The 19563-nt window shown below is 72.5% G+C and carries 20 protein-coding genes; 9 read left to right on the top strand and 11 right to left on the bottom strand.

The genetic code is table 11. From position 1 onward, the window contains the following. The first annotated feature begins 410 nt into the window (after positions 1-410). Positions 411-1616, top strand: a complete 1206-nt coding sequence (locus tag AQJ58_RS30590; RefSeq protein WP_067255995.1) for a sensor histidine kinase — start codon at positions 411-413, stop codon at positions 1614-1616. Here the strand turns inward: AQJ58_RS30590 and AQJ58_RS42910 are convergent, their stop codons facing one another. The 5 genes from AQJ58_RS42910 to AQJ58_RS30570 all read right to left on the bottom strand — a co-directional run bounded on the left by AQJ58_RS42910 (position 1617) and on the right by AQJ58_RS30570 (position 6116). Then, positions 1617-1787 (bottom strand): hypothetical protein, encoded by a 171-nt coding sequence (locus AQJ58_RS42910; RefSeq protein ID WP_107122195.1) that lies wholly within the window; start codon positions 1785-1787, stop codon positions 1617-1619. Positions 1788-1868: 81 nt separating this feature from the next. Next, positions 1869-2819 (bottom strand): cytochrome c oxidase assembly protein, encoded by a 951-nt coding sequence (locus AQJ58_RS30585; RefSeq protein WP_067255993.1) that lies wholly within the window; start codon positions 2817-2819, stop codon positions 1869-1871. Positions 2820-2913: 94 nt separating this feature from the next. After that, complete coding sequence (locus AQJ58_RS30580; RefSeq protein WP_067255992.1) at positions 2914-3939, bottom strand: 6-phosphofructokinase; 1026 nt, start codon at positions 3937-3939, stop codon at positions 2914-2916. Positions 3940-4128: 189 nt separating this feature from the next. Continuing rightward, complete coding sequence (locus AQJ58_RS30575) at positions 4129-4857, bottom strand: type 1 glutamine amidotransferase (RefSeq protein ID WP_067255990.1); 729 nt, start codon at positions 4855-4857, stop codon at positions 4129-4131. A 20-nt stretch (positions 4858-4877) separates the two neighbouring features. Beyond that, positions 4878-6116, bottom strand: coding sequence for a MurT ligase domain-containing protein (locus AQJ58_RS30570; protein ID WP_067255988.1), 1239 nt, complete (start codon positions 6114-6116; stop codon positions 4878-4880). A gap of 155 nt (positions 6117-6271) precedes the next feature. Here AQJ58_RS30570 and def point away from each other — a divergent pair, with 155 nt between their 5' ends. After that, positions 6272-6808, top strand: a complete 537-nt coding sequence (def, locus tag AQJ58_RS30565) for a peptide deformylase (RefSeq protein WP_067255986.1) — start codon at positions 6272-6274, stop codon at positions 6806-6808. A 52-nt stretch (positions 6809-6860) separates the two neighbouring features. Here the strand turns inward: def and AQJ58_RS30560 are convergent, their stop codons facing one another. Continuing rightward, positions 6861-7505, bottom strand: a complete 645-nt coding sequence (locus AQJ58_RS30560) for a TetR/AcrR family transcriptional regulator (protein WP_067255984.1) — start codon at positions 7503-7505, stop codon at positions 6861-6863. A gap of 178 nt (positions 7506-7683) precedes the next feature. Between AQJ58_RS30560 and AQJ58_RS30555 the strand changes: the two genes are divergently transcribed. After that, entirely contained in the window at positions 7684-8910 is a 1227-nt protein-coding gene (locus tag AQJ58_RS30555) for an acyl-CoA dehydrogenase family protein (protein WP_067255983.1), read from the top strand. A 68-nt stretch (positions 8911-8978) separates the two neighbouring features. Here the strand turns inward: AQJ58_RS30555 and AQJ58_RS30550 are convergent, their stop codons facing one another. The 4 genes from AQJ58_RS30550 to AQJ58_RS30535 form a co-directional block, all read right to left on the bottom strand. Then, on the bottom strand, positions 8979-9215 hold the full coding sequence (locus AQJ58_RS30550) for a DUF6213 family protein (protein WP_067255981.1): 237 nt from the start codon (positions 9213-9215) through the stop codon (positions 8979-8981). 25 nt (positions 9216-9240) lie between these two features. After that, positions 9241-10626: an NADP-dependent succinic semialdehyde dehydrogenase gene (locus tag AQJ58_RS30545; protein WP_067255980.1), complete on the bottom strand. Its 1386-nt coding sequence runs from the start codon at positions 10624-10626 to the stop codon at positions 9241-9243. 69 nt (positions 10627-10695) lie between these two features. Further along, entirely contained in the window at positions 10696-11160 is a 465-nt protein-coding gene (locus tag AQJ58_RS30540) for an NUDIX hydrolase (RefSeq protein ID WP_067255978.1), read from the bottom strand. Next, positions 11157-12695, bottom strand: a complete 1539-nt coding sequence (locus tag AQJ58_RS30535) for an ATP-dependent DNA ligase (protein WP_067255977.1) — start codon at positions 12693-12695, stop codon at positions 11157-11159. The genes AQJ58_RS30540 and AQJ58_RS30535 overlap by 4 nt, the downstream gene beginning before the upstream one ends. Positions 12696-12971: 276 nt before the next feature. Between AQJ58_RS30535 and AQJ58_RS30530 the strand changes: the two genes are divergently transcribed. The 6 genes from AQJ58_RS30530 to AQJ58_RS30505 all read left to right on the top strand — a co-directional run bounded on the left by AQJ58_RS30530 (position 12972) and on the right by AQJ58_RS30505 (position 18266). Continuing rightward, positions 12972-13547 carry a helix-turn-helix domain-containing protein gene (locus AQJ58_RS30530; RefSeq protein WP_067255975.1) on the top strand — a complete coding sequence of 192 codons (576 nt, stop codon included), beginning with the start codon at positions 12972-12974 and terminating at the stop codon, positions 13545-13547. 126 nt (positions 13548-13673) lie between these two features. Further along, complete coding sequence (locus AQJ58_RS30525; protein WP_067255973.1) at positions 13674-14651, top strand: NADPH:quinone oxidoreductase family protein; 978 nt, start codon at positions 13674-13676, stop codon at positions 14649-14651. After that, positions 14648-15832: an acyl-CoA dehydrogenase family protein gene (locus tag AQJ58_RS30520; protein ID WP_067255972.1), complete on the top strand. Its 1185-nt coding sequence runs from the start codon at positions 14648-14650 to the stop codon at positions 15830-15832. Before AQJ58_RS30525 ends, AQJ58_RS30520 begins: the two co-directional genes overlap by 4 nt. Further along, positions 15829-16920, top strand: coding sequence for an acyl-CoA dehydrogenase family protein (locus tag AQJ58_RS30515; RefSeq protein ID WP_067255970.1), 1092 nt, complete (start codon positions 15829-15831; stop codon positions 16918-16920). Before AQJ58_RS30520 ends, AQJ58_RS30515 begins: the two co-directional genes overlap by 4 nt. A gap of 180 nt (positions 16921-17100) precedes the next feature. Beyond that, positions 17101-17955: a phosphatidylinositol-specific phospholipase C/glycerophosphodiester phosphodiesterase family protein gene (locus AQJ58_RS30510; RefSeq protein ID WP_067255968.1), complete on the top strand. Its 855-nt coding sequence runs from the start codon at positions 17101-17103 to the stop codon at positions 17953-17955. A 116-nt stretch (positions 17956-18071) separates the two neighbouring features. Then, on the top strand, positions 18072-18266 hold the full coding sequence (locus AQJ58_RS30505) for a hypothetical protein (RefSeq protein WP_055632977.1): 195 nt from the start codon (positions 18072-18074) through the stop codon (positions 18264-18266). Positions 18267-18296: 30 nt separating this feature from the next. Here AQJ58_RS30505 and AQJ58_RS30500 read toward each other — a convergent pair whose 3' ends face one another. Continuing rightward, the gene (locus AQJ58_RS30500) at positions 18297-19526 is read right to left on the bottom strand and encodes a phosphodiester glycosidase family protein (protein WP_079079338.1); all 1230 of its coding nucleotides are present in this window, start codon (positions 19524-19526) and stop codon (positions 18297-18299) included. Positions 19527-19563 lie beyond the last annotated feature (37 nt).

The following is a 19563-nucleotide window of genomic DNA, read 5'->3' as shown; positions in this document are numbered from 1 at the left end:
ATGCCGGGACGGACGGCGCCCACGGGGCGGACTGCGCGCGACGAGCGGACGGCCCCCGGGGAGCGGACTGCGCGCGACGCGCGGACCGCGCCTGCGGAGCGCATGGCCGCAGCGCAGCGCACGGCCCCCGACGAGCCCACGGCCTTCGCGGAGCGCACGGCCCCCGCCGAGCGGGCCGCCCCCGACGAGCGGACCGCCTTCGCGGAGCGCACGGCCGCCGCGCAGCAGACGGCCCTCGACGAGCGCACGGCCTTCGCGGAGCGCACGGCCGCCGACGAGCGCACGGCCTTCGCGGAGCGCACGGCCCCCGCCGAGGGGACCGCGCCCGACGAGCGCACCGCCCCCCACGAGCGCACGGCCCCCGCCGAGCGGACCGCCCCCGCGGAGTCCGTCGTGCCCGAGGGCACCGCGTGAGTGGGTTTCTGGCCGGGGTGTTCATCGCCATCCTCCCCTTCCTCGCGCTCGGCTTCTGGCTGGGGCGTCGTACCGCGCGTCCCGACCGTCAGGCCGGCCTCGGCACGCCCGTCGAGCACGCCACCTTCCAGACCCTGCACACCGCCTCGCTCGCCGCACCCCCGCTCCGGGCGGGGCTGACCGAGGAGACGGCCCGCAAGTCCGCCCGCAGACTGCGCACCCTGCTCGGCACGGACGCCCTCTGCCTCACCGACCGCGAGCGGGTCCTCGCCTGGGACGGCGTGGGCGCCCACCACCGCACCGAGATCATGGAACGCCTCGCCGCCCCCCTGGACAGCGGCCGCGGCGAGGCCTTCCGGCTCACCTGCGACCACGCCGACTGCCCGGTCCGCTGGGCCGTGGTCGCCCCCCTCACCGTCGACGACCGTGTGCACGGCGCCCTCGTCACCTGCGCGCCCCGCGAGTCGGCGGTCCTGGTCCGCGCCGCGGGCGAGGTGGCCCGCTGGGTCAGTGTCCAGCTGGAACTCGCCGATCTCGACCAGTCCCGTACGAAGCTCATCGAGGCGGAGATCAAGGCCCTGCGCGCGCAGATCTCCCCGCACTTCGTCTTCAACTCGCTCGCCGTGATCGCGTCCTTCGTCCGCACCGACCCCGAACGCGCCCGCGAGCTGCTCCTGGAGTTCGCCGACTTCACCCGCTACTCGTTCCGCCGGCACGGCGACTTCACCACCCTCGCCGACGAGCTCCACGCCATCGACCACTACCTCGCCCTGGTCCGCGCGCGCTTCGGCGACCGCCTCGCCGTCACCCTCCAGATCGCCCCGGAGGTCCTCCCCGTCGCCCTGCCCTTCCTCTGTCTCCAGCCGCTGGTGGAGAACGCCGTCAAGCACGGCCTGGAGGGCAAGACGGACAAGTGCCACATCCAGATCACCGCCCAGGACGCCGGAGCCGAGGCCCTGGTCGTGATCGAGGACGACGGCGCCGGCATGGACCCGGTCCTGCTGCGCCGCATCCTGGCCGGCGAGGTCAGCCCCTCCGGCGGCATCGGCCTGTCCAACGTGGACGACCGGCTGCGCCAGGTGTACGGCGACGACTACGGCCTCGTCATCGAGACGGCCGTCGGGGCGGGCATGAAGATCACCGCCCGGCTGCCGAAGTACCAGCCGGGCGTCCACTCGGCGGCCCGTCTCGGGCCGGGCTGATCAGCCGGTCTTCAGCACGATCATCGCCAGCGTGATCAGACCGAGCACGACCCAGCCGAACCACAGCCAGCCGTTGCTGCCGAGCGCCACCGTGTAGGCGGTCACCGCGACCAGCGCGCCGACGGTGAGCACCCCCATCGTCCTCGTGGAACTGTCCGTGGAACCTGCCATCGCGACACCCTCCTCAGGGCCGCCCGCCACCGGGCGCGTCCCCCTCCATGGTGCCCCGCCGCACCGCGGACCGCGTCCCCCTCAGCGTCCCCGGGTGTTCAGCGAGGCGAGATAGGCGTTGTACGCCTCCAGCTCCTTGTCGCCGTCCCGGTCGGCGGCGCGGTCCTTGCGCTTGGCCTGCCGCTGCTCGGAGCCGTACCACTGGAACAGCAGCGCGATCAGCACCAGCACGGACGGGATCTCACTGAACGCCCACGCGATGCCGCCCGCGGCGCTCTGGTCGGACAGCGCGTCGATGCCGAGCGAGGCGGGCGTCTCGCGGAACGTGTCGACCATCGGCTCGGACGCCATCATCAGAGCGATCCCGAAGAACGCGTGGAACGGCATCCCGGCGAACAGCTCCAGCATCCGCATCAGATGCCCGGGGCGGTGCGGCCCCGGGTCCACCCCGATGATCGGCCAGAAGAACACCACGCCCACCGCGAGGAAGTGCACCATCATCGCGATGTGCCCGACCTTCGAGCCCATCAGGAAGTCGAAGAGGGGGCTGAAGTACAGCGCGTACAGCGAGGCGATGAACAGCGGGATGGTGAACGCCGGATGCGTGATGATCCGCATGTACCGGCTGTGCAGCAGCATCAGCAGCAGCTCCCGCGGCCCCTTGCGCCCCCCGCCGGCCGCCGGCAGCGCCCGCAGCGCCAGCGTCATCGGCGCCCCCAGCAGGATCAGGATCGGCGACAGCATGCTGATGACCATGTGCTGCACCATGTGCACGCTGAACATGACCATCCCGTAGTCGTTCAGCCGGGTGCACATCACCAGCATGATCGTGAGGACGCCGACGACGAACGACACGGTCCGCCCGGCCGACCAGGCGTCCCCCCGCCGCCGCAGCCGCACCACACCCCACCCGTACAGCCCCAGCCCGGCCAGACAGGCCACCAGGAAGAAGGGGTCCGCCGACCACTGAAGCCCCCGCCCCAGCGTGAACGGCAGTAGATCCGTATGCATGCCGTGCCCGCTGTGATCCATGGTGGGCGGCTCCTGATTCGTGGGGGGTTGTACGTTTCCTGCCGCCCCAAGACTAGAACCGCCCCCGGCGATCACTGTCACCGGGGGCGGAAGGCTAGAGCACCGTCTCCGCCTCGGCGTACCGCTGCGCGGGGACGGTCTTGAGCGTCTCCACGGCCTCCGCCAGCGACACCATCACGATGTCCGTCCCGCGCAGGGCCGTCATCTTCCCGAACTCCCCCCGGTGCGCCGCCTCCACCGCGTGCCACCCGAACCGGGTCGCCAGCACCCGGTCGTACGCGGTCGGCGTACCACCGCGCTGCACATGTCCGAGGATCACCGGACGGGCCTCCTTGCCGAGCCGGTCCTCCAGCTCGATGGAGAGCTGACGGGCGATCCCGGCGAACCGCTCGTGCCCGTAGATGTCCTTGCCGCCCTCGTCGAAGTCCATGGTCCCGGCGCGGGGCTTGGCGCCCTCCGCGGCGACGACGATCGCGAACCGCTTCCCCGCCTCGAACCGGGCGCCGACCCGCCGCGCCAGCTCCTCGATGTCGAAGGGCCGCTCCGGTACGACGATGGCGTGGGCGCCCGCCGCCATGCCGGACTGAAGCGCTATCCAGCCGGTGTGCCGCCCCATGACCTCGACGACCAGCACCCGCTGGTGGGACTCGGCGGTCGTCTTCAGCCGGTCGAGCGCCTCGGTCGCCACGCCGACGGCCGTGTCGAAGCCGAAGGTGACGTCGGTGACGGCGATGTCGTTGTCGATGGTCTTCGGCACGCCGACGACCGGCAGTCCGGCGTCGGACATCAGCCGGGCCGCCTTGAGGGTGCCCTCACCGCCGATCGGGATGATCGCGTCGAGCCCGAGCTCCTGGACGTGGCCCTTCGCCCGCTCCACGCCGTCCCGCAGATGGGAGGGCTGGACCCGGGAGGAGCCGAGGATCGTGCCGCCGCGGGCCAGGATGCCCGCCACCGCGTCCAGGTCGAGCTTGAGGTAGTCGCACTCCAGGAGGCCCTTCCAGCCGTCCCGGAAGCCGATGACCTCGTCGCCGTGGTCGGCGACGGCGCGGTGCACGACGGACCGGATGACGGCGTTCAGGCCGGGGCAGTCGCCGCCGGACGTGAGGACACCAATGCGCATAGCCCGAAAAACCTTCTCCACGAGGGCCGGATCCGGACCCCTTCGTCCGGCTCGATCCCCGCCACCCTAGCGGCAGGAAGGGGCGGTGCCGAAGCACGCGTCCGCCTGCTGGACGTACCTGCTCACCTGTGCGGACGCACCGTCAGACGGGCTGCTGACGGTGGTCCGAAAAGCAGGTGAACGGACACCTCACGCGGGCTGCTGCGCCGATGCGATGCGCTCGTTGCGCAGCGCCTCGTACCACCGGTCGTCGGTCGGCGGCAGCGCGTTCACGTCGAGCGCCAGCTTCAGCAGCAGGTCCGCGATGAGCGGGTTGCGGGCGAGCACCGGTCCGTGCATGTACGTACCGAACACGGTGTCGTTGTACGCCCCCTCCGTCCCGTCGCCGGTGCCGTTGCCCTTGCCGAGCTGGACGCGGGCGAACGGGCGGGCGGTCGGGCCGAGGTGGGTGACGCCCTGGTGGTTCTCGAAGCCGGTCAGGGCCGGCAGCCCGAGCCGGGGGTCGATGTCGGCGAGCACGTCGCCGACGCACCGCTCGCCCTCGCCGCGCACCGTGGTGACGTCGAGGAGGCCGAGCCCCGGCTGGCGCTGGCCGACGTCGTTGACGAACTCGTGCCCGAGGATCTGGTACCCGGCGCAGACCGCGAACACGATCGCGCCGTTGTTCACCGCCTGGAACAGGTGCCCGTCGCGCAGCAGCCGCTCCGCCGCGAGCCGCTGGGGCCGGTCCTCGCCGCCGCCGATGAGGTAGATGTCGCCGGAGGTGGGGATCGGCTGGTCGCTGCGCACGTCGAGGCGGGCCACGTCGAGGCCGCGCTGGCGGGCGCGGCGCTCCACGACCAGGACGTTGCCCTGGTCGCCGTAGGTGCTCAGCAGGTCCGGGTAGACCCAGACGATCCGCAGTTGGTTGTCGCTCATGAACTGGTCGTCCTTCGTGGTCAGTTGCCGACGCGGCGGCGCAGGTCCTGGAACGCGGTGTAGTTCGCGATGACCTCGATCCGGCCCGGCGGGCACTGCTGCACGGCCTGGTCGACGCTGTCGCACACCTGGAAGTGCTGGTTCGCCACCTCGAGACGCACCGCGAGGTCCAGCTTGCGGTCACCGATGACGAAGATCGGGTGGCCGGTCAGCCGCGTGTAGTCGACGTCCCAGAGCCAGGAGGTGTCGGTGCCGTCCGCGCCGCGCGCGTTCACCGAGAGGATCACCGGCGCGGGTGCAGGATCGATCAGGCTGAACGTCTCGAGCCAGCCCGCGGGGTTCTTGGCGAGCAGCAGCCTGAGGTCACGGCCCTGGAACTGGACGACGTCGTAGCGTCCGGCGACGGCCTGCACCTGGTACATGCGCTCCAGCGCGACCTGCGGCGGCACGCCGAACACGGCGGCGACGGCGGCCGAGGAGGCGGCGTTGGCCTTGTTGGCCCGTCCGGGGAGCTGGAGGTGGATGGGCCAGGCGGAGCCGTGCGGGTCGAGGACGTGGTCCCCGGACAACGCCCAGCTCGGCTGCGGCCGGCGGAACCCGCACTCGCCGCAGAACCAGTCGTCACCGGGGCGCTGCATGACGCCGCCGCAGGACGGGCACGACCAGGCGTCGTCCTTCCACATCTGCCCCGCGGCCACCCACACCACGTTGGGGGAGGAGGACGCGGCCCACACCACCAGCGGGTCGTCGGCGTTGGCGACGACGACGGCCTTGGAGCCGGCGAGCCCCTCGCGCCAGTTCTCCGCGAGCATCCGGGTCTCGGCGGCGCGGTCCAGCTGGTCGCGGGAGAGGTTCAGCAGGGCGATGCACTTCGGGGCGGTGTCCCGGGCGACGCCGGCCAGGTACTTCTCGTCGACCTCGATGACGCCGTACTTGGAGTCCGAGCCGCCCGCGAGCGCCGAGGTGATGCCGGCCGGCATGTTGGCGCCGAGCGCGTTGGACACGACCGGCCCCGCGGCCCGCAGGGCCTCGGCGATGAGCCGGGTCGTGGTGGTCTTGCCGTTGGTCGCCGACACCAGGATGACGTCCAGGTTCTGGGCGAGCCGGGCGAGGAGATCGGGGTCGAGCTTGAGTGCCACCCGGCCACCGATCACCGATCCGCTGCCGCGTCCGGCCGCGCGCGATGCCGCAGCGACCGCCTTGCCCGCGGTCACGGCGATCTTGGCCCGCGGCGTGAGCGGGTCCGAGTTGCCTGCCATCAGTTCTCGATCCTCCTTGCGTACGCGCCGCGCCTCTGCCGTACGGCAACGTGGTAGGGGGTCAGCCTATCGAGATCCCTTCACAGGCCCGAATCGCGGCATCACCTCCACCCGCACGGCATGCGCGTGTCAGAAGGGACCGTACCCTTGCCGCCATGCGACAAGGCTCCATCCGGGGCGCGCACGGACGCGTCCGGCCCCTCACGCTCCTCGGCGATCCCGTCCTGGCACAGCCGTGCCGGGAGGTCACCGACTTCGGTCCCGGACTCGCCGGACTGGTCGAGGACATGTTCGCCACGATGTACGCCGCCGAGGGCGTCGGCCTCGCCGCCAACCAGGTCGGCGAAGCCCTGCGGGTCTTCGTCTACGACTGCCCGGACGACGACGACGTCCGCCATCTGGGCCATGTCGTGAACCCGCGGCTGGTGGAGGCGGACGGGATCGTCCTGCGCGGCCCGGAGGGCTGTCTGTCCCTGCCGGGCCTGGAGGCGGGCACGGAGCGGTACGACCACGCGGTCGTCGAGGGCCTGACCGTGACCGGCGAGCCGGTCACGGTCCACGGCACGGGATTCTTCGCCCGCTGCCTCCAGCACGAGTGCGACCACCTGGAGGGCATGGTGTACGCCGACCGGGTGGAGGGCTGGCGCAGGCGCAGACTGATGCGCCAGGTCGGCTGGGCCTCCTGGAGCTAGGGCGGAGGGCTCCCGCGGGTTCCCTCGGGCTCCCGCCCCGGGGGGGCGCGGGTCAGAACCCGGGCCCGCCGATTCTGTCCCCCGCGGCGGCGAGACGCCCCCACAGCAGGTCCGCCAGGCTCCGTACCAGCTCCGCCCGGGAACACGGCCGTTCCCCCAGCCACCAGTCCCCGGCCGCGTGCATCATCCCCACGATCCCGTGCCCCCACACGCGGGCCAGCCGCTGGCTCTCCGGCCCGAGATCCAGCCGGTCCTCGATCACCTGGGCCAGCTCCTCGCCCATCCTGCGCAGCAGCGGCGCGCTGTGCTTGCCCACGTCGAACCCCTGGTCCGCGCCCTGTCCGCCTTCGGAGGGGTGCATCAGGAACCGGTACACCTGGGGTCGTGCCTCGATGGCGGCGAGGTAGGTGTCGAGGGTCGCCTCCACCCGCTCCCGCCGCTCGGCGGGCGCGTCCAGGGCGGCCCGCAGTGAGTCCAGCAGGGCGTCCGTGTGCCGCTTCGCCAGCGCCGCGTACAGTCCGCCCTTGTCGCCGAAGTGCCGGTAGAGGATCGGCTTGGTGATGCCGGCCTCCGCCGCGATCGCGTTCATCGACGCCTGCGGCCCGTCCCGGAGCACCACCCGGTCCGCGGCCTCCAGCAACTCGCGCCGTCGGCGGTCGGCCGACTTCTGCTGTTCCGTCCGCTGCGTGGTGTCCATGTGCTCTCCCCACCCGTGCTGTTTCGGTGCCGCCTGCGCAAACTAACACCCGACAGCAGCCTGACAGCGAACGGGCTTGGGGGCTCCTTGGCCGTCGTCAGGAGTTGACTTTCCCTACCCATGAGTAACAGACTCGGGGTTACCGCTAGTAACACGTACGCCCGCCGCTGGAGGGGACATGGCCGAGTTCACCATGGAGCTCAACGACGAACAGAAGGAGGTCCGGGACTGGCTGCACGGTTTCGCCGCAGACGTGATCCGTCCCGCGGCCGCCGAATGGGACGAGCGTGAGGAGACTCCCTGGCCGGTCATCCAGGAGGCCGCCAAGGTCGGCATCTACTCCCTCGACTTCTACGCGCAGCAGTACTTCGACCCCACCGGCCTCGGCATCCCGATGGCCATGGAGGAGCTGTTCTGGGGCGACGCGGGCATCGCCCTGTCGATCGTGGGCACGGGTCTGGCCGCCGTGGGAGTCCTCGCGAACGGCACCGAGGAACAGATCGGCACCTGGATCCCCCAGATGTACGGCGACGCGAGCGACGTCAAGGTCGCCGCCTTCTGCTCCTCCGAGCCCGACGCCGGCTCCGACGTCGCCTCGATGCGGACGCGTGCCGTCTACGACGAGGCCAAGGACGAGTGGGTGATCAACGGCACGAAGACCTGGGCGACCAACGGCGGCATCGCCAACGTCCATGTCGTGGTCGCCGTCGTCGACCCCGACCTGGGCTCCAAGGGCCACGCCTCCTTCATCGTCCCGGCGGGTACGCCCGGCCTCGCCCAGGGCCAGAAGTTCAAGAAGCACGGCATCCGCGCCTCGCACACCGCCGAGGTCGTCCTCGACGGCGTGCGCGTTCCCGGTTCCTGCCTGCTCGGCGGCAAGGAGAAGCTGGACGAGCGGCTCGCGCGGGCCCGGGAGCGGGCGAAGGCGGGCGGCGAGCGGGTGAAGAACGCGGCGATGGCCACGTTCGAGGCCTCGCGCCCGGCGGTCGGTGCGATGGCGGTGGGCACCGCTCGTGCCGCGTACGAGGTGGCCCTGGAGTACGCCATGACCCGGGAGCAGTTCGGGCGGCCGATCATCGACAACCAGGGCGTGGCGTTCCAGCTCGCCGACATGCGGACGCAGATCGACGCGGCGCGGCTGCTGGTGTGGCGGGCCTCCTGGATGGCGATCAACGGCAAGCCGTTCACCGCGGCCGAGGGCTCGATGTCGAAGCTGTTCGCGAGTGAGACGGCGAAGAAGGTCACGGCGCAGGCCGTGCAGATCCTCGGCGGCAACGGGTACACCCGTGAGTACCCGGTCGAGCGGATGCATCGCGATGCCGCGATCTACACCATCTTCGAGGGGACGAGCGAGATCCAGCGGCTGGTGATCGCCAGGACGCTCTCGGGGATGGCCATCCGGTAGTACGCGGTCCGCGGGCGCGTGGGGGGCTTGTCACGACGCACCCGCACCCGGCAAGGAGACCGGAACTCCTACGGCGTCGAACCGCTGCTGTGCGCGATGCACGCCACGTCGATCCGGTCCGCCAGCTTGGCCAGTTCGATCGTCAGCGCGGCCACCGTGTCCTCGTCGAGATCCTCCGCCCCCGCCTCGACGAGGTGCAGCCACCTCCCGCCCAGCGTGCGGAGCAGTCTGCTCACCTCGGCGGCGGCCACCTGGAGGGTCCCGCGGTCGTCGACGATCAGGGGCAGGGTCACTTCGCGGTTCACACCCGGGATCGTAACCGCGCCGCGCTCAGGCCCCGTGCCAAACCGTGGTGATGTTGCAGAACTCGCGGATTCCGTGCCCGGACAGCTCACGTCCGTACCCGGACCGCTTCACCCCGCCGAACGGGAACGCCGGATGGGAGGCGGTCATCCCGTTCACGAACACACCGCCGGCCTCCAGATCCCGGGCGAACCGGTCCACCTCGGCCTCGTCCTGCGTCCATACGTTCGAACTCAGGCCGAACGGCGAGTCGTTGGCGAGGAGTACCGCCTCGTCCAGGTCGGCCACCCGGTACAGCGTCGCGACCGGGCCGAACGCCTCCTCGCGGTGGATGCGCATCTCGCGGGTGAGGCCCGTCAGGACCGTCGGCGGGTAGTACCAGCCGGGCCCGTCGGGGCGTTCGCCACCGCACAGCACCCCGGCGCCGGCCCGCCGCGCGTCGTCGACCAGCTCCTCCAGGTCGGCCCGGCCCTGTTCGCTCGCCAGCGGACCGACGTCGGTGTCCTCCTCCAGCGGGTCGCCGACCTTCAGCGCCTTCATCCCTTCGGTGAAGCGCTCCGCGAACGCGTCGTACACGTCCGAGTGGACGATGAACCGCTTGGCGGCGATGCAGGACTGACCGTTGTTCTGCACCCGGGCCGTCACCGCGACCCGCGCGGCCCGGTCGAGGTCGGCGGAGGGCATGACGACGAACGGGTCGCTGCCGCCCAGCTCCAGGACCGTCTTCTTGACCATCGCCCCGGAAGTGGCGGCGACGGCCCGGCCCGCCGGTTCGCTGCCGGTGAGGGTCGCGGCCTTCACCCGTTCGTCGCGCAGGATCTCGTCCACCGCGCCGGAGCCGATCAGCAGGGTCTGGAAGCAGCCCTCGGTGAAGCCCGCGCGGTGGAAGAGGTCCTCCAGGTACAGCGCGGTCTGCGGGACGTTGGAGGCGTGCTTGAGCAGGCCCACGTTCCCCGCCATCAGCGCGGGCGCCGCGAACCGGACGACCTGCCACAGCGGGAAGTTCCACGGCATCACGGCGAGCACCGGCCCCAGCGGCCGGTAGCGGACCAGGGCCCGGGTGCCGCCGGAGTCCGCCACGTCCGCCTCGTCCGGCCGCTCGTCCGCGAGCAGCCCCTCCGCCCGCTCGGCGTACCAGCGCATCGCCTTGGCGCACTTCGCGGCCTCGGCGCGCGCCTGCCGGATCGGCTTGCCCATCTCGGTGGTCATCACCCGCGCGATGTCCCGCTGGTCCTCCTCCAGCAGGTTCGCCGCCTGGAGCAGCAGCCGTGAGCGGTCGGTGAAGCTGCTCAGCCGGTACGTGCGGAACGTGGCCTCGGCGAGCTGGAGCCGGCGTTCCAGCTCCTCCTCGCCCATGGCTTCGTACGTCTTGAGCGTCTCGCCGTCCGCCGGGTTCACCGTCGCGATGGGCATGACCGACCTCCTGGAGAGCTGCCTGCTTCGACCTTCCCGCGCCGCACCGGAGCGCGCAACGCGTGCACGTCAGGGCGAGTGCCCCGGCAGGCGGTCGAGGAACGCGGCCTGGGCCGGCACGATCAGTTCGCGGGCGCGTGCCACGGTGTACCAGGCCACCCGGTCCAGCTCAGGGAACTCCTCGATCCGTCCGGAGTGCGGCGGCCACTCCATGGTGAAGGTGCCCGGCACGGCCGTCGCCGGATCCAGGTCCGCCTCGATCGCCCAGACCGTGACGATCTTGCCGTTGGTCTGCCGGACCTCCCCGAGGTCGATCGCCTCGCCGTCGGGCGGCTCCAGCCCCAGCTCCTCGCGGAACTCGCGGCGGGCCGCGTCCCAGGCGGGCTCGTCGGGCTCGTACTCGCCCTTGGGGACCGACCAGGCCCCGGCGTCCTTCCTGGCGAAGTAGGGGCCGCCCATGTGGCCCAGCAGCACCTCGGTGCCGTCCGCGCCCTGCCGGAACAGCAACAGGCCCGCACTGCGCTTCTGGGTCACGGGTGCACCTCCGGGTGGGCGGCGAGCAGGGTCTCCACGGTATCGGCGTCCGAGGGCCGTTTGTCCTCGCGGTAGCGGACCACGCGGGCGAAGCGCAGGGTGACGCCGGCCGGGTAGCGGGTGGAGCGCTGGAGGCCGTCGTAGGCGATCTCGACGACGAGTTCGGGGCGTACGGTCACCACCCGGCCGTCGTCCCGCACGGCGAGTCGCCGCAGGCGTTCCGTCTGCCAGTCGAGCATCGCGTCGGTCATGCCCTTGAAGGTCTTGCCGAGCATGGCGAAGCCGCCGTCGGCGGTGCGGGCGCCGAGGTGGAGGTTGGAGAGCCTGCCGGTGCGGCGGCCGTGGCCCCACTCGGCGGCCAGGACCACCAGGTCGAGGGTGTGCACGGGCTTGACCTTCAGCCAGGACGCCCCGCGCCGGCCGGCGCTGTAGGGGGCGTCGAGGGACTTCACGACCACGCCCTCGTGACCGCGTCCGAGGGTCCGTGCCAGGAACTCCTCGGCGGCCGGGAGGTCCCGGGGACCGTCCACCACCGTCCGCCGCACCCGCATCGGTTCCGGCACCAGCAGGGCCAGCTCCGTGTGCCGTTCGGCGAAGGGCAGGTCCAGCAGGTCCCGGTCGGCCACGGACAGCGCGTCGAAGAAGACCGGGGAGACGGGGACGGACCGGGCGGCCGCCGCCACGTCCACCCGGGAACCGACCCGCCCGGCCGTCTCCTGGAAGGAGCGGGGCCGGCCGTCCTCGTCGAAGGCGATGACCTCGCCGTCCAGGATGAACCGCTCCCCGGTCAACTCCTTTACCGCCGCCGTCACTTCGGGGAGCCGGTCGGTGATGTCGTCCAGGGTGCGGGTGTAGAGGCGCACGTCCGCGCCGTCCCGGTGCACCTGGACCCGGATGCCGTCCAGCTTCTCCTCCACCGCGCAGCCGCCGAGCTTGCCGACCGCCTCGGCCACGGAGGACGCGGAGTGCGCCAGCATCGGCAGGACCGGACGGCCGACGGTCAGCCGGAACGCCTCCAGCGCGGCGGGCCCGTCCCGGAGCAGGTGCTCGGCGACCGTCTGGAGGGACCCCGCGAGCATCACGGCCCGCCGGACGTCCGCCGGCGGCGCCCCGGTCGCCTGCGCCAGGCCCTCCACCGCCACCGCGTCCAGGGCGCCCTGGCGGACCTCGCCGGTGATCAGCCCGAGCAGGAACCGCTGCTCGTCCGCCGTGGCCGCGCCCATCAACGCGCCGACCAGCCGCAGGCGTTCGGTCTGGGAGCCGGGGCCGGAGACCTTGGCCAGCTCGCCGAGCAGCGCGTCGACCTCACCCACGGTCAGCGCCGGGGCCCCGGCGGGCTCGATGGGCCGGCTCAGCACCTTCCAGCCCACGCCGAGGCGGCCCTGCGGCAGCCGCCCGGCCAGGTAAGGGATGACGATCGGGACGTCGTCCGCCTCCGTCTCCCGGAAGAGCTCCGCGAGCAGAGCGATCTTGCGGGAGCGCGCCGAGGTGGCCGCGACCTCCCGGGACACAGCGGCGAGCCGGGTCAGCAGCATGCAGCCATGGTGCAACGCCCGTGCCGGGACGACACCCCGGCCGTGTCCAGGTCCGCGAGGAGCGGCTCGCCGCGTTCACGCGCCGCAGGGCGTTTCCCTCAGCGAGGCAGGAAGAACGTCACGTCCTTGGACCACGGGGTGACCATCAGCGCCTGGTGCGCGCTCAGCGCGCTCAGCGCGCCCATCGGGCTCGCGGGCGAGCACCCCGAACGCCCGGACGGTGACCCGGACCGTGCGGGATTGACAAAGCCATTTGCCGAACCTGCAATGAGCGGTATGAGTGCCGAAGACGTTCTCGCGGAAGTGGGCCCCCGGCTGCGCCGGATCCGTAAGGAGCGGGAGGTGACCCTGGCGGCGCTGTCCGAGGCGACCGGCATCTCGGTCAGCACCCTGTCCCGGCTGGAGTCGGGGCTGCGCAGGCCCAGCCTGGAGCTGCTGCTGCCGATCGCCCAGGCCCACCGGGTGCCGCTCGACGAGCTGGTCGGCGCGCCCCCGGTGACCGACCCCCGGGTGCGGGCGAGGCCACTGGTCCGGCACGGGCGCACCTTCTGGCCGCTGACCCGGCAGCCCGGCGGCCTCCAGGCGTTCAAGGTGCTGGTGCCGGTGGGCGTCGAGGAGCCGGAGCCGCGCACCCACGAGGGCTACGAGTGGCTGTACGTGCTGTCCGGACGGCTGCGGATGGTGATCGGGGAGCACGACGTGGTGCTGGCCGCGGGGGAGGCCGCCGAGTTCGACACGCGTGTGCCGCACTGGTTCGGGTCGACGGGGGAGGGGCCGGTGGAGTTCCTCAGCCTGTTCGGTCCGCAGGGCGAGCGGATGCACGTACGGGCGCGGCCCCGCGGGAAGACGTGACGGCGTCGCCGCCCGCGACCCGGTGGAGTCTCGGAGCACGGTGTTACCGCGGACACGGTTCCCTCGGCGGCAAGCGACCGCTTAGTATGCGATGGACCCCGACGAAGCAGTCTGTGGAGGCACCGCATGCAGGCATGGCAAGTGCACGAGAACGGTGAGCCGAGCGAGGTGATGCGGCTCCACGAGGTGGAGCGGCCCACGCCCGGTGACGGCCAGGTGCTGCTCAAGGTGCGTGCCGCCAACATCAACTTCCCCGATGTGCTGATGTGCCGGGGCCAGTACCAGGTGCGCCCGCCGCTGCCGTTCACCCCGGGCGTGGAGATCTGCGGCGAGACCGAGGACGGCCGCCGGGTGATCGCCAACCCCGCCCTGCCGTACGGCGGTTTCGCCGAGTACGCCGTCGCGGACGCCGCCGCCCTGCTGTCCGCGCCGGACGCGCTCGACGACGCCGAGGCCGCCGCCCTGCACATCGGCTACCAGACCGGCTGGTTCGGACTGCACCGCCGGGCCGGGCTCGAAGCCGGCGAGACCCTGCTCGTCCACGCTGCCGCAGGAGGGGTCGGCAGCGCGGCCGTGCAGCTCGGCAAGGCGGCCGGCGCGACCGTCATCGGTGTCGTGGGCGGCGCCGACAAGGCCGCCGTCGCCCGTGAGCTGGGCTGTGACGTGGTCGTCGACCGGCGCGCCGAGGACGTCGTCGCCGCGGTGAAGGAGGCCACCGGCGGTCGTGGCGCCGACGTGATCTACGACCCGGTCGGCGGCGACGCCTACACCCAGTCCACCAAGGTCGTCGCCTTCGAGGGCCGGATCGTGGTCGTCGGCTTCGCGAGCGGCACGATCCCCAGCCCGGGCCTCAACCACGCCCTGGTGAAGAACTACTCGATCCTCGGTCTCCACTGGGGCCTGTACAACACCAGGAACCCGAAGCTGGTCCAGCACTGCCACGAGCAGCTCACCGACCTCGCCGCCCGGGGCGCGCTCAAGCCGCTGGTGAGCGAGCGCGTGCCGCTGGCCGGGGCGGCCGCCGCCGTGCAGCGGGTCGGCGACGGCGTCACCACCGGCCGGGTCACCGTCGTCCCGGCCCTGGAGAACGGAGCCGCGGCATGACCGACGCAGCCGAACTCACGCGCCGCACCGCCGAGTTGCTGGCCGCGCACCCGCCCGCCGACACCGACCGCCTCGACTTCCTCAAGGCCCGCTTCGACGCGGGGCTGGCCTGGGTGCACTACCCGGAGGGCCTCGGCGGTCTCGGTGTCCCGCGCTCGCTCCAGAGCGTCGTCGACACCGCCCTGGAGGCGGCCGGCGCCCCCGACAACGACGCGCGCCGCAACGGCATCGGCCTCGGCATGGCCGCCCCGACCATCCTCAAGTACGGCACGGAGGAGCAGAAGCAGCGCTATCTGCGGCCGCTGTGGATCGGCGAGGAGGTGTGGTGCCAGCTGTTCAGCGAGCCGGGCGCCGGCTCCGACCTCGCCGCGCTCGGCACCCGGGCCGTCCGGCAGGACGACGGGGACTGGGTGGTCAACGGGCAGAAGGTGTGGACCTCCGGGGCGCACAACGCCCGCTGGGCCATCCTCATCGCCCGCACCGACCCGGACGTGCCCAAGCACGCCGGCATCACCTACTTCATCTGCGACATGACCGACCCCGGCGTCGACGTCCGCCCGCTGCGGCAGATCACCGGCGAGGCCGAGTTCAACGAGGTCTTCCTTACCGACGTCCGCATCCCCGACTCCCGCCGCCTCGGCGGGATCGGCGACGGCTGGCGTGTCGCGCAGACCACCCTCAACAACGAGCGCGTCGCCATCGGCGGCATGCGCCTGCCCCGTGAGGGCGGCATGATCGGCCCGGTCGCCAGGACCTGGCGCGAGCGCCCGGCGCTGCGCACCCATGACCTCCACCAGCGGCTGCTCACGCTGTGGGTGGAGTCCGAGGTCGCCCGCCTCACCGCCGAGCGGCTGCGCCAGCAGCTCGTCGCCGGACAGCCCGGCCCCGAGGGCGCCGGCATGAAGCTCGCCTTCGCCCGCCTCAACCAGGAGATCAGCGGCCTCGAGGTCGAACTCCGGGGCGAGGAAGGCCTGCTGTACGACGACTGGACCATGCGCCGCCCGGAACTGGTGGACTTCACCGGACGGGACGCCGGATACCGCTACCTGCGCTCCAAGGGCAACAGCATCGAGGGCGGGACCAGCGAGGTCCTGCTGAACATCGTCGCCGAGCGCGTCCTGGGCCTGCCCGCCGAGCCGCGCACCGACAAGGACGTCGCGTGGAAGGACCTCGCCCGATGAGCGCACAGCCGGATCTTCTCTACTCCGAGGAGGAAGAGGCACTGCGGTCGGCGGTACGCGACCTGCTGGCCGACCACTGCGACGCCCCCGGTGTCATCGCCCGCACGGAGTCGGACGCCCCGCACGACCTGGCGGCCTGGAAGGCGCTCGCCGACGGGATGGGCCTCGCGGGCCTGCTGATCCCCGAGGAACTGGGCGGCCAGGGCGCCACCCACCGCGAAGTCGCCGTCGTCCTGGAGGAGCTGGGCCGCGCCGTCGCCCCCGTGCCCTATCTGACCAGTGCCGTGGTCGCCACCGAGGCGCTGCTCGCCTGCGGAGACGAGGAGCTGCTCGGCCGGCTGGCGTCCGGTCGGACGATCGGCGCGCTGGCGGTCGGGCTGCACCTCGCCCCCGGCGCCGCCTTCACCGCCGTCCGCGTCGAAGAGGGCGCCCTGCACGGGGAGGTGACCGGTGTCGCGGACGCGACGGCCGCCGATGTGCTGCTGGTGCCGGCCGCGGACGGCGGCCTGTACGCCGTCTCCGCCACCGACACCGGCACGGTGACCGTCACCCCGCAGATCGCCTTCGACCTGACCCGTCCCCTCGCCACCGTCACCCTCACCGGTGCCCCCGGCCGCCGCGTCGGCGATGCCGGACCCGCTGTGCGCCGCGCGCTGCGCGCCGGTGCCGGACTGCTTGCCTCCGAGCAACTGGGCCTGTCCGACTGGCTGTTGACCGAGACCGTGCGCTACCTCAAGGAGCGCAAGCAGTTCAACCGGCCCGTCGGCGGCTTCCAGGCGCTCAAGCACCGGCTCGCCGGGCTGTGGCTGGAGGTCGTCAACCTCCGGGCCGCCGCCCGCGGGGCCGCCGACGCCCTCGCGACCGGTGAGGACGTCGACCTCACCGTGGCGGTCGCCCAGGCCTACGCGGCGGGCGTCGCCGTACACACCGCCGAGGAGGCGCTGCAACTGCACGCCGGGATCGGCATGACCTGGGAACACCCGATCCACCTGTACCTCAAGCGGGCCAAGTCCGACGCGATCGCCTACGGCACGGCAGGCGCCCACCGGACCGCCGTGGCCGAACTGGTCGATCTCCAGGCCCCCTGACTCCCTCGCCGTCCCCGCGGTGAAGCCCGCCCCACCTGGGGCGGGCTTTTCCGTGCGGCGGGGCGGAAGGAGTGAACGGACCACGGCGGTCCGGCCAACTCCTGGCAGGCACAGGTTCCTTGGGGGCCGCACGGCTCCATACTCCCTGTGGTCCCAACCCGCCCCACAGGGAGGAACACCATGCCTCACGTCGCCCGCCGCAGAGTGCTCACCGGTCTCGCCGCGACCACCGCCGCGGTCCTCGCGCCGCCCGCCGGCAGCGCGTTCGCCGACGGCCGGCACCACGGACCCCGCCCGCTGTGGCGCGCCCACGCCCACAACGACTACGAGCACCCCCGCCCCCTCTTCGACGCGCTCGACCACCGCTTCGGCAGCGTCGAGGCCGACATCTTCCTCGTCGACGGCGAACTCCTCATCGCCCACTCGGTGGACGAACTCGACCCCACGCGCACCCTCGAAGGCCTCTACCTCGCCCCGCTCGCCGCCCGCGTCAAGGCCAACCACGGTTCCGTGTACCGGGGACACCGGCAGCCGCTGCAGCTGCTCATCGACATCAAGACCGAGGGATCCTCCACCTACCTCGCCCTCGACGCACTGCTCAAGCGCTACCGGCACCTGTTCACCACGTACTCCCGCGGCACGGTGCGGCGCGGCCCCGTCACGGCGGTCGTCTCCGGCGACCGGGCCGCCCGCATCCCCATGGCGGCCCAGACCGTCCGCCGCGCCTTCTACGACGGCAGGCTCATCGACCTCGGCACCAGCGAGGCCTCCTTCGCCTCCCTGATCAGCGACAACTGGACCCTCAACTTCACCTGGTCGGGCGCCGGCGCCTTCCCCGAGGCGGAGCGGACCCGGCTGCGCGCGATCGTGGACACCGCCCACGCCCGCGGACAGCAGGTCCGCTTCTGGGCCACGCCCGACCTGGCCGGACCCGAGCGCGACGCCCTGTGGACCGAGCTCCTCGCGGCCGGCGTCGACTACCTCAACACCGACGACCTGGCCGGTCTGGAGGCCTTCCTCGACGCACACCGGTAGCCCGGGGCGCGGACACCACCCGTTCGGACGACAGGCCAGCCGCCCGGACGAACCCTCCGTTACGCCACACTTGCGGCCGAACGCCGCGAAAGCGGACGTGATGGAGGAGGTTGACGATGGCCATTTCCATTTCCGTGGTGCTGTTGCTCTTGATCCTTGCGGTCGTCTTCATGCGCAACAGCGGACTGAAGATCTCGCACGCCCTGACCTGTCTGCTGCTCGGCTTCTTCCTGGCCGGCACCAGCATGGCGCCCACCATCCACAGCGGCCTCACGGCGACGGCCGACCTCGTCGGCAGCCTTCGCCCGTGAGGCCGCTCGGGACCCGGTGGGGGACCGGCCCTACCCGGTGAACACCCCGATGCCGTTGGCCACCGACCGCTCCACCCCGTCCGACGGATGGTTGCGGACGCCGACCCTGGTCGAGCCCGTCGGACGGGACACCAGGGTCGAGGAGCCGCCGCCGTCCAGTCCGAAGCCCTCGGTGGCCCCGAGGTCCCTCAGGGCGGCGGCGACCTCGGCGATCGTCAGGCCCCTGCGGTAGGCGCTCCCGCCGTCGAGGGCGAGCAGGAACACCCGCCGGCCGCCGTCACCGATGCCCACCGCCGTCCGCACGGCCGAGGTGTGCGTGTCCAGCCCCGCCAGCGGCTGTCCGCCCGTCAGCAGCGGCTGCCCGCCGATGGCGAAGCGGTACGCCGTCCGCGAGCCCGACGTGAGCCCGTAGCGCACCGTCACCCGGTCGCCCACCTTCAGCACCTTCAGCTGCTGCGCACCCGCCTCCCGGCCGACGAGGACCGTGGTGCCCGCCGCGACCGCCCCGCTGCCGGGCGCCGTGGAGACCGCCACCACCCGGTCGTCGCGGACCGTCACCTCGTAGGTGCGCGTACTGCACGGCGCGCCCCGGCTGGTGTCGGTGCCACAGGTGGCCCGTCGGCGCGAGGCGCTGCCCCAGTCCGGGGTGAACGCGCCGACGGAGTTCTCCGGCAGCGCGTACTGGTTGAGCCCGGCCAGCCTGAGCTGCCCCGGCGCCGCGGTCACGGTGCCGTCGAGCGTCAGCGTGTCCAGCCGGGCCCGGCCGTCCGCACCGACCCCGAGGACCGCCCGGGTGCTGGTGCCCCGCGGCAGCGCGGGCCCGAACCGCTGGCCGTTCGGCACCGCCGCCTTCAGCTCCCTGCCGTCCGCGATCGCCGGGCCCACGCTCGCCCCCGTCACCGGCACGCCGGGGTGCTGGGTCTCGGAGACGTTGAAGAAGTCGCCGTTGACCCCGGCGACGGCCCCCTGGGTGTCGGCCATCGCGGAGACGGACGCGCGGGAGGCGACCTTCCCCGGGTACAGCAGGCCCAGCCGCACCCGGCTGTCGGCCAGGTCCACGTCGAGCACATGGACACGCGCGACTCCGGCGGAGGCCGACACGTCGTACTGACGGTAGGTCACGCCCGGCGCCACGGGGGTCCAGCTCGCGGCACCGGCCGGCGCGGCCCCCGCGAGGACCGCGCCGGCCAGTGTGCCGAGTGCGGTGAGCAGGGTCGCCGCCGTACGGCGTGACCTGGACCGGTTATGACGTCTTGTCATGAAATCCCCTGACTGGATGGGGCCGCAACCTTCTCAC

Source organism: Streptomyces sp. DSM 15324 (assembly GCF_001514285.1).
In the GTDB taxonomy this organism is placed as follows: Bacteria; Actinomycetota; Actinomycetes; order Streptomycetales; family Streptomycetaceae; genus Streptomyces.
Note: the sequence above shows the minus strand (reverse complement) of the source record. Positions and strands in the feature narration are given on the sequence as shown.

Bases quoted from the DNA above. Each gene is read 5' to 3' on its own strand.
- AQJ58_RS42910 (WP_107122195.1), bottom strand. From the start codon at position 1,787: ATGGCAGGTTCCACGGACAGTTCCACGAGGACGATGGGGGTGCTCACC.
- AQJ58_RS30585 (WP_067255993.1), bottom strand. From the start codon at position 2,819: ATGGATCACAGCGGGCACGGCATGCATACGGATCTACTGCCGTTCACG.
- AQJ58_RS30580 (WP_067255992.1), bottom strand. From the start codon at position 3,939: ATGCGCATTGGTGTCCTCACGTCCGGCGGCGACTGCCCCGGCCTGAAC.
- AQJ58_RS30575 (WP_067255990.1), bottom strand. From the start codon at position 4,857: ATGAGCGACAACCAACTGCGGATCGTCTGGGTCTACCCGGACCTGCTG.
- AQJ58_RS30570 (WP_067255988.1), bottom strand. From the start codon at position 6,116: ATGGCAGGCAACTCGGACCCGCTCACGCCGCGGGCCAAGATCGCCGTG.
- def (WP_067255986.1), top strand. From the start codon at position 6,272: ATGCGACAAGGCTCCATCCGGGGCGCGCACGGACGCGTCCGGCCCCTC.
- AQJ58_RS30560 (WP_067255984.1), bottom strand. From the start codon at position 7,505: ATGGACACCACGCAGCGGACGGAACAGCAGAAGTCGGCCGACCGCCGA.
- AQJ58_RS30555 (WP_067255983.1), top strand. From the start codon at position 7,684: ATGGCCGAGTTCACCATGGAGCTCAACGACGAACAGAAGGAGGTCCGG.
- AQJ58_RS30545 (WP_067255980.1), bottom strand. From the start codon at position 10,626: ATGCCCATCGCGACGGTGAACCCGGCGGACGGCGAGACGCTCAAGACG.
- AQJ58_RS30535 (WP_067255977.1), bottom strand. From the start codon at position 12,695: ATGCTGCTGACCCGGCTCGCCGCTGTGTCCCGGGAGGTCGCGGCCACC.
- AQJ58_RS30530 (WP_067255975.1), top strand. From the start codon at position 12,972: ATGAGTGCCGAAGACGTTCTCGCGGAAGTGGGCCCCCGGCTGCGCCGG.
- AQJ58_RS30525 (WP_067255973.1), top strand. From the start codon at position 13,674: ATGCAGGCATGGCAAGTGCACGAGAACGGTGAGCCGAGCGAGGTGATG.
- AQJ58_RS30520 (WP_067255972.1), top strand. From the start codon at position 14,648: ATGACCGACGCAGCCGAACTCACGCGCCGCACCGCCGAGTTGCTGGCC.
- AQJ58_RS30515 (WP_067255970.1), top strand. From the start codon at position 15,829: ATGAGCGCACAGCCGGATCTTCTCTACTCCGAGGAGGAAGAGGCACTG.
- AQJ58_RS30510 (WP_067255968.1), top strand. From the start codon at position 17,101: ATGCCTCACGTCGCCCGCCGCAGAGTGCTCACCGGTCTCGCCGCGACC.
- AQJ58_RS30505 (WP_055632977.1), top strand. From the start codon at position 18,072: ATGGCCATTTCCATTTCCGTGGTGCTGTTGCTCTTGATCCTTGCGGTC.
- AQJ58_RS30500 (WP_079079338.1), bottom strand. From the start codon at position 19,526: ATGACAAGACGTCATAACCGGTCCAGGTCACGCCGTACGGCGGCGACC.